The following is a 9,376-nucleotide window of genomic DNA, read 5'->3' on the forward strand; positions in this document are numbered from 1 at the left end:
CGTGCCGCCGACCCGCGTCGCTACGGCCTTTCGGAGGTGCCCGGTTTAGGGTGTCCGTGTGCAACGAGTCGACGATTTCCCAGGAGCCGGACCGGTGGCGACCTCACCCGAATCCGGTGACCAGGGGGAGGCGTCCGCGCATCGGCTCTCCCCGACGGCGACCTCTCCCGTGCAGGTGACGAGCGGCGAGGCCGGCTACCAGGGCGGCAACGTGGCCGATCCGGTGTGGCAGTCGTGGCGCGACGAGCTCGCCAAGGTCGGCGGTCCGTCGCCCCTGCTCCACTTCGTGGACTCGCCCCGGACGCGCATCGAGCTCTCGACCACGCACCCCGGCGGGCTGCCCCCGTTCATCTCGGGCAAGACGACGCTCCTCTCCTCGCTCATCCGGGACGAGCTCGCCCTGCGCACCGCGAAGAACGCCGCGGGTGCGATCACCGACAAGGGGATCGAGCTGCGCTCGGTCCGCGGCATCGAGGGCGTCCACCTCGCCATCGGCCTCGCCCAGTGGCGCGCCGGCGACACGGAGTTCACCGCACCCGTGCTCCTGCGCCCGCTCGCCATCCGCCGCTACGGCCGCGACTTCGAGCTCAAGCTCAAGGGCCAGCCCTACTTCAACCCGCAGCTCGCGCGCGCCCTCAAGCAGCAGTTCGGCATCACGATCGACCCCGAGCAGTTCGTCGAGCTGGCCGTGCAGAACGGCGTCTTCAAGCCGCAGCCGGTCATCGACCAGCTGCGCGGCCTGACCTCGCACCTGCCGTGGTTCGCCGTGCACCCGCGCCTCGTGGTCTCGAGCTTCGCCGACGTGGCGGGCGACATGCTCCGCGACGCCCGGATGCTCGAGCACCCCGTCCTCGACGCCGTCGCCGGGAACCCGGCCGCCAAGCGGGCGCTGCAGCAGTCGCAGAAGGTGGCGTCGATCATCCCGCAGGACGAGCGTCCTCCGGCGACCGACAACCTCCTCCTCGACGCGGACGCCGAGCAGGAGCAGGTGATCGCGAACATCGCGGCCGGCAACTCTCTCGTCGTGAAGACCCTCCCCGGCACGGGCGGCACCCAGACCATCGTCAACGCGATCGGCGCCCTGGCCGCCCAGCACAAGCGCGTGCTGGTCGTCAGCGCCCGCCGGTCGAGCCTCGACAGCATCCACCAGCGCCTGCTCTCGGCGGGCCTGGGCGGCATCGCGGTCGGGCCCCGCACGCTCCGCCGCGACCTCATCCAGTCGATCGGCCGCAACGAGAAGGCGGCGCGCCCCTCCGTCAGCGAGATCGACGACGCCCTGCTCCGGCTGCGGAAGGTGCTGCTCGACTACCGCGGCGCGCTCTCCCGGCGCGACGAGAGCTTCGGCGTCTCGGCGCTGCAGGCCCTCGAGGAGCTCGCCCGCCTCTCGCAGCTGCGGACGCCCCCGTCGACCGCCGCCCGCCTCGACCGCCGCTCCGTCACCGCTCTCGCGCACAGCCGCCCCGAGGCGACCCGGATGCTGATCGAGTCGGCGCGCCTGGGCGAGTTCCGCTACGGCCCGGGCGACTCGCCCTGGTACGGGGCCCAGTTCGACTCCACCGCCGACGCCGAGATCGCCCACGAGCTGGCCAAGCGCCTGCACCTGCGCGACCTGCCGCGCCTGCTCGACCGCGCCCAGGACGTCATCGGCCAGACGCGGATGCGCCCGTTCGAGTCGGTCGCCGAGCTCGGCATCTACCTGCGCCTGCTGCAGGACGTCCGCGAGACGCTGGACAAGTTCCAGCCGGCCGTCTTCGACCGCTCGATCCAGGACCTCATCGTCGCCACCTCGCCGCGCCGCGAGGCCGCCGAGATGTCGTCCACCAACCGCCGGCGCCTGAAGAAGCTCGCCCGCGAGTACCTGCGTCCCGGCGCGCACGTCACCGACCTCAACGCGGCGCTCCGCCGGGTGCAGCAGCAGCGGACGCTGTGGCAGCGCTACGCGGTCGCCGGCACGATCCCCGAGGTCCCGGTCGGCGTCGCCGACGTGCAGGTGGCCTACCAGCAGGTGACCGACCAGCTGAGCCGTCTCGACGAGCCGCTCGGCCGACGCGGGACGAACCTGCAGCTCGCCTCGCTCCCTCTCGCCGAGCTGGCCTCGATGGTGTCCGGCCTCGCCGAGGACAGCGAGGTGCTCGCCAACCTCCAGGAGCGGACGACCCTCCTCGCCACCCTGCGCGACTGGGGCCTGGACCCGCTGCTCACCGATCTCTCGCGCCGCCACGTGCCGGCCGAGCTGGTCGCGGGCGAGCTGGACCTGGCCTGGTGGCGCTCGGCGCTCGAGATCATGCTGACCGACGAGCGTGCGCTGCTCGGCGGCAACACGAGCGTGCTCGACCGGCTCGAGGCCGACTTCAAGCTCGTCGACGAGGCGCACGCCGCCTCGAGCGCCGAGCTGCTGGCCTGGAAGCTCTCCGAGACCTGGAAGATCGGGCTCGTCGACTGGCCGCAGGAGCGCGACGCGCTGCGCGCGCTGCTGCGCACCGAGGCGGCGACGACCCCTCAGGAGCTGCAGAAGGCCGCTCCTCACCTCTCGCGCGTGCTCGCTCCGGCCTGGCTCGCCTCGCCGTACGAGGTGCACCGCATCGGCACCGAGACGACCTTCGACGCGGTGTTCCTCGTCGACGCCGGGGCGACCACGCTGGCCGAGAACGTCGGAGCGATCCGCCGGGCGAAGCAGGTCGTCGCGTTCGGCGACCCGGTCACGCAGACCCCCACTCCCTTCGGCCTGCGCGTCGACGAGACGCCGGAGTTCGGCTCCACCGCCTCGCGGACCGACGTGGAGGCGCTGCACGCCCAGTCGGCGCTCGCCCGACTCGGCGAGCTGCTCAACACCGTCACGCTCACCCGCAGCTACCGCGCGGGCGGCGAGGACCTGGCCGAGCTGGTCAACCGCCGCTTCTACGGCGGCCGCATCGACTCCCTGCCCTGGGCCGGCTCCTTCCTCGGACACGACTCGCTCCGCTTCCACTACATCGCGAGCGGGCACGGCATGCCCGAGAACGACTCCGGAGCCGTCGAGTCCGTCGACGCCGAGGTCGCGAAGGTGGTCGAGCTGGTGCTCGAGCACGCCGTGATCCGTCCGCGCGAGTCGCTGATGGTCATCACCGCGAGCCCTCGCCACGCCGTGCGGGTGCAGCAGGCGGTGCTGACGGCCTTCGCCAAGCGCACCGACCTGAGCGACTTCATCCTCGGCGATCGGCCCGAGCCCTTCGCCGTCGTGACTCTGGAGCAGTCGGTCGCGCAGAGCCGCGACCGCGTCATCTTCTCGATCGGCTACGGCCGGACGCCCCACGGCCGCCTGCTGTCGAACTTCGGCGCGCTCGCGGAGCCGGGCGGAGAGCGTCTGCTGGCGGTCGGGATGACCCGTGCCCGCCGCTCGATGGACATCGTCTCGTGCTTCCGCCCGGGCGACATCGACGAGTCGCGCATGCGCTACGGCATGGTCGCGCTCGCGCAGGTTCTGCAGGAGGCGGAGGACCGCGTCCAGCCGAGCGACCGCGACGACTACTCGGAGCCGATGCTGGTGGATCTCGCCGCGCGCCTCGAGCGCCGCGGACTCCGGGTCAACATCGGGCACAAGGGCAAGCTGGCCCTCGTCGCCGCGCACGGGACCCGTGCCGTGGTGGTCGAGACCGACCGCGACGTGAGCACGCAGAGCCTGCGCGTGTCGCTGCGCCTGCGTCCGGAGCTGCTGCGCCGGCTGGGCTGGCACTACCTGCGGGTGCACAACTTCGAGCTGTTCGCCGACCCCGAGGCCGTGGCCGCGCGGGTGGCCGGGCTGATCGGCGCGACCGCGGGGGAGGAGCAGACCCCTGCTCCCGCCGCCGGCGAGGCTGCTGCTCCCGCCGCTGCTGCTCCTGCTGCCGCCGCCGCTCCGGCGTCGGGGGAGACGCAGCCCGTCGAGCCGCTGCCGCACGACTGATCGTGGCGCCGGATCCCGACGCCCCCGCGGGTGCCGACCGCCCGTTGCGGCGCACCCGCGGCGGCCGGCGGGCGACGCTCCCCGCGAAGCCCGGCACCGATCCGTCCCCGCACGACGCTCCGATCGCCGACCCCTCCGCGCCGCCCGCGCGCCCCGACACCGGCCCGAACGACGCGCGCCTGCGCCAGGACGTCCCCCCGCACTACTGAGGTCAGCCGGACCGGTTGACGGTCCTCGAGTCGCCGCAGGTCCCGGACCTCACCCCGGCACGCCCCTGCTCGACGGGCGACCACATTACGCGGACGTCTGGCGACCGCTCACGTCGGGCCCGTCGACGGTGGCCGACCGCTTCCCGTCCGATGCCCGCTGACGACCGCATCCGTCCGGTGCCCGTTGACCGACCGCTTCCCGCCCGGTGCCCGCCGGTATCGAGGAGCGCGTGGAGACAGGGCCGATCGGTCCCCGCCAGAGTCGCTCAAGGTCCCGATCGGCGACCTCCCGAAGGTGCAGGTGCCGTCCGAAACGCGTGCCGTTGTTTCGGCCGCACCGTTCGCACAACGCTCTGCGACGCGTTCCCCCATCGGGAAGCCGACCGAGGTCCTCTCCCGCCTCCAGCGGAAGAAGACAGAGCAACTCAGTCGACGTGCTTGCCGGAGTTCGCGGTGGTGGCGATGCCGTTGTTGGCGAGCAGGTCGCGGATGTCGGCGAGGAGCTCGAGCTCGGTGGGGGCCTTGTCCTCCGCGGCGGGGGCGTCGGCGGCCTTCTTGGCGAAGGCGGCGTTCTTGAGGTGGTTGATCGGCAGGACGAACGCGAAGTAGAGGACGAAGGCCACGATCACGAACTGGATCAGGGCCGAGACGACCGAGCCGTAGGCGATGACGGTCGGGTCCTCGCCGTTCTCTCCCGGTCGGATGGTCCAGACCAGGGTCTCGAGGGAGGAGGCGTCGAAGATCACGCCGATGAGCGGGTTGAAGATCCCCGTCACGATCGCGTTGACGATGGTCGTGAAGGCGGCGCCGATGACCACGGCGACAGCCAGGTCGATGACGTTGCCGCGGAGGATGAACTCCTTGAAGCCGTTGATCATGATCGTTCCGTTTCTGCCGTGAGCGGTGGGTGGCGGGTCAGCTCCCGGAGGAGGAGCCCGAGGAGGAGGACCCGGAGGAGCCCGAGGACGACGAGGAGGAGGACGATCCGGAGCCCGAGGACCCCGAGCCGGACGAGGAGCCGCCCGAGCCCGATGAACCCGAGGATCCGGAGGAGGAGCCGCCCGATCCCGAGGAGCCCGACGACGAGTCGGATGAGCCGGAGCCGGATGCGCCCGAGCCGGACGAGCCGGAACCCGAGGAGGAGGAGCCGCCCTCGCTCGACTTCCCGCCGGAGCGGGAGTCGGTGCGGTAGAAGCCCGAGCCGTTGAAGGTCACGCCGACCGCGCTGAACACCTTGCGCAGCGCCCCCTGGCAGCTCGGGCACTCGGTGAGCGTGTCGTCAGTGAACTTCTGCTGGATGTCGAAGGCGTTGCCGCACTGCGTGCAGCGGTAGGAGTAGGTGGGCACAGGGGGCTCCTCGGAGGCGGGTGGGGGAGAAGGAGGACGGGGTCAGTGGCGCAGGTCGACGATGCCGGAGGGAGTGACGACTCCGTCGACGGCCTGGTCGTGGACCTCGCTGGGCACCCGGTCGACGAGCTCGCTGTCGAAGACGACGGCGTAGACCGGCGGGCACTTCTCCATCGAGCCGAGGGTCTTGTCGAAGTAGCCGCGCCCCCAGCCCATCCGCATCCCCTGCCGGTCGACGGTGGCGGCCGGGACGACGATGAGGTCGACGTCGTTGATCGCGATGGGGCCGAGCAGCTGCCCGACGGGCTCGGGCATGCCGAACAGGCCCTGGGTCTCGGTGTGGCCGTCGCCGACCGCCCAGTCGAGCAGGCCGTCCTGGCGCGAGACGGGGAAGAGGACGCGGATGCCGTGGCTCTCGGCCCAGCCCAGGAACGGCCGGGTGCTCGGCTCGTCCGGAGCGGAGAGGTAGCACGCGAGGGAGCGGGCCCCCACGCGGGTGGCGAGCTCGATCAGGTGGGCGGTGATCTGCTCCGCGGCCTGGTCGCGAGCGGTCGAGGTCTGCGTGCGGCGGCGCTCGCGCAGCTCGGCGCGCAGCGCCCGCTTCTCGTGCGTGATGTCGGCTGGCATGCGCTCAGTCTAGAACCGGGCCCCGCGCCGGCCTCCGCGCGGACGACCCTGAGGGACGCTCGTCCCGGACCGCCCCGGAACGGGGTCCGGCGCCTTCCGTCGCCGGTCCTGGCGCGAAACTCCCGCGACTTCCCCCGCCGCTAGGATGGCGCCCCATGGGCACTCGAATCCGCAAAGCAGTCATCCCCGCCGCAGGTCTCGGCACCCGCTTCCTGCCGGCGACGAAGGCCATCCCTAAGGAGATGCTGCCGGTCGTCGACAAGCCGGCGATCCAGTACGTGGTCGAGGAGGCGGCGGACGCCGGCCTCCAGGACGTGCTCGTGATCATCGGGCGCAACAAGAACGCGCTCGCCAACCACTTCGACTCGGTGCCCGAGCTCGAGCAGAACCTGTCCCAGAAGAAGGACGACAAGAAGCTCGAGCACGTCAAGTACGCCAGCGACCTCGCCGACGTGCACTTCGTCCGTCAGGGCGAGCCGAAGGGCCTCGGCCACGCGGTCTCCCGCGCGCAGCGCCACGTCGGCGACGAGCCCTTCGCCGTGCTCCTCGGCGACGACCTGATCGACGCCCGCGACCCGCTGCTCTCCCGCATGATCGACGTCGCCGAGCAGCGCGACACCACGGTGGTCGCGCTGCTCGAGGTCGACCCCGACCAGATCCACCTCTACGGCTGCGCGGCGGTCGAGGCGACCGACGAGGACGACGTGGTGCGGATCACCGGGCTGGTCGAGAAGCCCTCCAAGGAGGACGCCCCCTCGAACCTCGCGATCATCGGCCGCTACGTGCTGAAGCCCGACGTGTTCGGCGTGCTCGAGCACACCGCTCCGGGCAAGGGCGGCGAGATCCAGCTGACCGACGCGCTGGAGCGCATGGCGCAGGACCCGGCCGAGTTCGGCGGCGTCTACGGCGTCGTGTTCCGCGGCCGCCGCTACGACACCGGCGACAAGCTCGACTACATCAAGGCGATCGTGCAGCTCGCCTCCGACCGCGACGACCTCGGCAAGGACCTCAAGCCCTGGCTGAAGGACTTCGTCGCCGGCCTCTGAGCCCCGGCGAGCGCGCCTCCGGAACGGACGGGACCCCCTGCTGCGGCACGGGATCCCGTCCGTTCGTCCGTTCCCCGAGAGCACGGAACGCCGCGGAGTCCAGTCCCCCTCCCGCAGTGCGGCGGAGCAGTAGGGTCGCATCATGCCGCTCCCGATCCCGACGCTCACCGAGGGTCGTGTCACCGTCCGCCCCATCCGCGTGCGCGACGCCCGCCCTCTCGAGCGGGAGCTGATCGCGAACCGGTCGTGGCTGCGCCAGTGGGAGGCGTCCGACCCCCGGGGAGGCGCCGCGTTCGACGTGCGCGCCAGCATCCGCTCGCTGCAGCAGAACGCGCGGGCCGGCGGCGGAGTGCCGTTCCTCATCGACTGGGACGGCGAGCTCGCCGGGCAGCTCAACATCTCGAACATCGGGTACGGCTCGCTCTCCTCCGGGTCGATCGGCTACTGGGTGTCCGAGCGCTACGCCGGGCGGGGGATCACTCCGATCGCCGTGGCACTCGCTGCCGACCACGCCTTCCTCGACCTGGGCCTGCACCGGATCGAGATCTGCATCCGCCCGGAGAACCGGCCGAGCCTGCGCGTGGTCGAGAAGCTCGGCTTCCGCTACGAGGGCCTGCGGCGGCGCTTCATCCACATCAACGGCGACTGGCGGGACCACTTCTGCTTCGCCCTCGTGGCGGAGGAGGTGCCCCGCGGCGTGCTCCGCCGCTACCTCGACGGGCAGGTCCCGTCGGAGGTCGGCCTGCCGACCGACGCGGACCTCCGCGCCTCCCGCCGCTCGGGTCTCTCCGGACCCTCCGACGGCGCCGGTGTCCCTCCGACGGGGCCCCGGCTGATCCGCGATCCGCACGGACACACCTACCCGTAATGACGGACGGGAGTGCCCGGTGCTCCTAGCGTTGTCCGCATGAGTAGCGACTGGCTGGGCGGGGGCGTCGTCTGGGCGCTCGCCGCCGTTCTGTGGGTCGCCTACCTGATCCCCACGTGGATGCGCAGGCGGTCGTACAACGCGACCGAGCGCAACGCGGTGAGGCTGCAGCAGACGCTGCGGATCCTCGCCGAGACCGCGGAAGTGCCCGAGCACGTGCGTGCGGAGGCGACGGCCCGCGAGGTGGCGCTGCAGCAGCGCCGGCTCCGGGTGACCGAGACACGACGACGAGCCGAAGAGAAGGCACAGGCGATGGAGCTGGCACAGGCGGAGAAGGCGGCGCGCGACGCGCTGCGACGGGCGACCGCGAGCGCACGGCGGAGCACGCGGTCAGGGCCCTCGGTCCTGCGCTGGCGCCAGGGCGCCGCGCTGGCCGTGCTGGTCGGGGCGGTCGCCGCGCTGGTCGGGCTCGTGATGCTGCCCTTCGGCGGCACGGGTGCGGTGCCGCTCGTCGGCCTGCTCCTCGCCGTCGCGGGGCTCGGCACGCTGATCCTGCTGGCTCCGGGTCGCCGCCGCGCCGCCGCTCCGGCCGCAACAGCGACGACGGCCGCCGCGACCGAGCGCCGGCGCGCCGAGGTCTTCGAGGCCGAGCTCGCCGAGGAGGCGGCGGACGACGCCTCCGAGGAGCTCGCCGAGGACCGTGCGAGCTGGACGCCGCAGCCGCTCCCCAAGCCGCTCTACCTCTCCCGGGGCACGGTGGCCGCCTCCGCGATGGCGTCGATCGACGCCGTGGAGCGCCTGCGCACCGCCGCGGCGGAGGCGGAGCTCGCCCAGCGCGCCGCCGCGACCGCTCCCGAGGTGGCGCCGCTGCGCGTCCCGCGTGCTGCCGCTCCCGCTCCCGAGGCTCCGCGTCCCTCCTCCCGCTTCGCCGCGATGGGCGTCGTGGACGGCGTCGACGCGATCGACCTCGACCAGGCGCTGCAGCGCCGCCGCGGCGCCTGACGCGAGTGCGAGGCGCCTGCTCGTCCGTGCTAATGTGGACGAGTTGTTCGGGCCGGTGACGGCTCGGAAGGCACGGGTCCGTGGCGCAGTTGGTAGCGCGCTTCGTTCGCAATGAAGAGGTCAGGGGTTCGAATCCCCTCGGATCCACCACCACGGAAGGCCCGCTCGAGAGAGCGGGCCTTCTGTGTTCTCCCGGCGGCCCGCTCGGCGAGAACGTGCTGGTCGCGCTCGCCGTCTGCGCCGCCGTTCTCCTGCCCTGCGGCCGAAGCCGGGACATCCTCGGTGAGCAGCGTCTGCGTCCCGGACGCCTGCGCCGGCGGTGCCGCCAGGAGCCCCGCCAGGAGCGCGATCGCCC

Annotated in this window: 8 protein-coding genes and 1 tRNA gene; 6 read left to right on the plus strand and 3 right to left on the minus strand. The window is 72.4% G+C overall.

Annotated features, from left to right (window positions below):
• The first annotated feature begins 94 nt into the window (after nucleotides 1-94).
• Both C5C10_RS05935 and C5C10_RS05940 read left to right on the plus strand, forming a co-directional pair.
• On the plus strand, nucleotides 95-3,922 hold the full coding sequence (locus tag C5C10_RS05935) for a DEAD/DEAH box helicase (RefSeq protein WP_374953341.1): 3,828 nt from the start codon (nucleotides 95-97) through the stop codon (nucleotides 3,920-3,922).
• Nucleotides 3,923-3,924: 2 nt separating this feature from the next.
• Nucleotides 3,925-4,131, plus strand: coding sequence for a hypothetical protein (locus C5C10_RS05940; RefSeq protein ID WP_104223221.1), 207 nt, complete (start codon nucleotides 3,925-3,927; stop codon nucleotides 4,129-4,131).
• A 425-nt stretch (nucleotides 4,132-4,556) separates the two neighbouring features.
• Here C5C10_RS05940 and mscL read toward each other — a convergent pair whose 3' ends face one another.
• The 3 genes from mscL to C5C10_RS05955 are packed head-to-tail and all read right to left on the minus strand — an operon-like array spanning nucleotide 4,557 to nucleotide 6,105.
• The gene (mscL, locus tag C5C10_RS05945) at nucleotides 4,557-5,009 is read right to left on the minus strand and encodes a large conductance mechanosensitive channel protein MscL (protein WP_181073403.1); all 453 of its coding nucleotides are present in this window, start codon (nucleotides 5,007-5,009) and stop codon (nucleotides 4,557-4,559) included.
• A 37-nt stretch (nucleotides 5,010-5,046) separates the two neighbouring features.
• On the minus strand, nucleotides 5,047-5,478 hold the full coding sequence (locus tag C5C10_RS05950) for an FmdB family zinc ribbon protein (protein ID WP_104249457.1): 432 nt from the start codon (nucleotides 5,476-5,478) through the stop codon (nucleotides 5,047-5,049).
• A 42-nt stretch (nucleotides 5,479-5,520) separates the two neighbouring features.
• Nucleotides 5,521-6,105, minus strand: a complete 585-nt coding sequence (locus C5C10_RS05955) for a 5-formyltetrahydrofolate cyclo-ligase (protein WP_104223219.1) — start codon at nucleotides 6,103-6,105, stop codon at nucleotides 5,521-5,523.
• A 155-nt stretch (nucleotides 6,106-6,260) separates the two neighbouring features.
• On the opposite strand from C5C10_RS05955, the gene galU reads away from it, so the two are divergent.
• The 4 genes from galU to C5C10_RS05975 all read left to right on the plus strand — a co-directional run bounded on the left by galU (nucleotide 6,261) and on the right by C5C10_RS05975 (nucleotide 9,171).
• Nucleotides 6,261-7,151, plus strand: coding sequence for a UTP--glucose-1-phosphate uridylyltransferase GalU (galU, locus tag C5C10_RS05960; protein ID WP_104223218.1), 891 nt, complete (start codon nucleotides 6,261-6,263; stop codon nucleotides 7,149-7,151).
• Nucleotides 7,152-7,293: 142 nt separating this feature from the next.
• Nucleotides 7,294-8,019, plus strand: coding sequence for a GNAT family N-acetyltransferase (locus C5C10_RS05965; protein ID WP_104273095.1), 726 nt, complete (start codon nucleotides 7,294-7,296; stop codon nucleotides 8,017-8,019).
• A gap of 39 nt (nucleotides 8,020-8,058) precedes the next feature.
• On the plus strand, nucleotides 8,059-9,021 hold the full coding sequence (locus C5C10_RS05970) for a hypothetical protein (protein ID WP_104223216.1): 963 nt from the start codon (nucleotides 8,059-8,061) through the stop codon (nucleotides 9,019-9,021).
• A gap of 74 nt (nucleotides 9,022-9,095) precedes the next feature.
• Nucleotides 9,096-9,171: transfer RNA gene (locus C5C10_RS05975), tRNA-Ala, on the plus strand.
• The last annotated feature ends 205 nt before the right edge of the window (nucleotides 9,172-9,376 follow it).

Source organism: Rathayibacter sp. AY1A3 (genome assembly GCF_002930975.1).
Taxonomy (GTDB): domain Bacteria; phylum Actinomycetota; class Actinomycetes; order Actinomycetales; family Microbacteriaceae; genus Rathayibacter.

Bases quoted from the DNA above. Each gene is read 5' to 3' on its own strand.
- mscL (WP_181073403.1), bottom strand. From the start codon at position 5,009: ATGATCAACGGCTTCAAGGAGTTCATCCTCCGCGGCAACGTCATCGAC.
- C5C10_RS05955 (WP_104223219.1), bottom strand. From the start codon at position 6,105: ATGCCAGCCGACATCACGCACGAGAAGCGGGCGCTGCGCGCCGAGCTG.
- galU (WP_104223218.1), top strand. From the start codon at position 6,261: ATGGGCACTCGAATCCGCAAAGCAGTCATCCCCGCCGCAGGTCTCGGC.
- C5C10_RS05965 (WP_104273095.1), top strand. From the start codon at position 7,294: ATGCCGCTCCCGATCCCGACGCTCACCGAGGGTCGTGTCACCGTCCGC.
- C5C10_RS05970 (WP_104223216.1), top strand. From the start codon at position 8,059: ATGAGTAGCGACTGGCTGGGCGGGGGCGTCGTCTGGGCGCTCGCCGCC.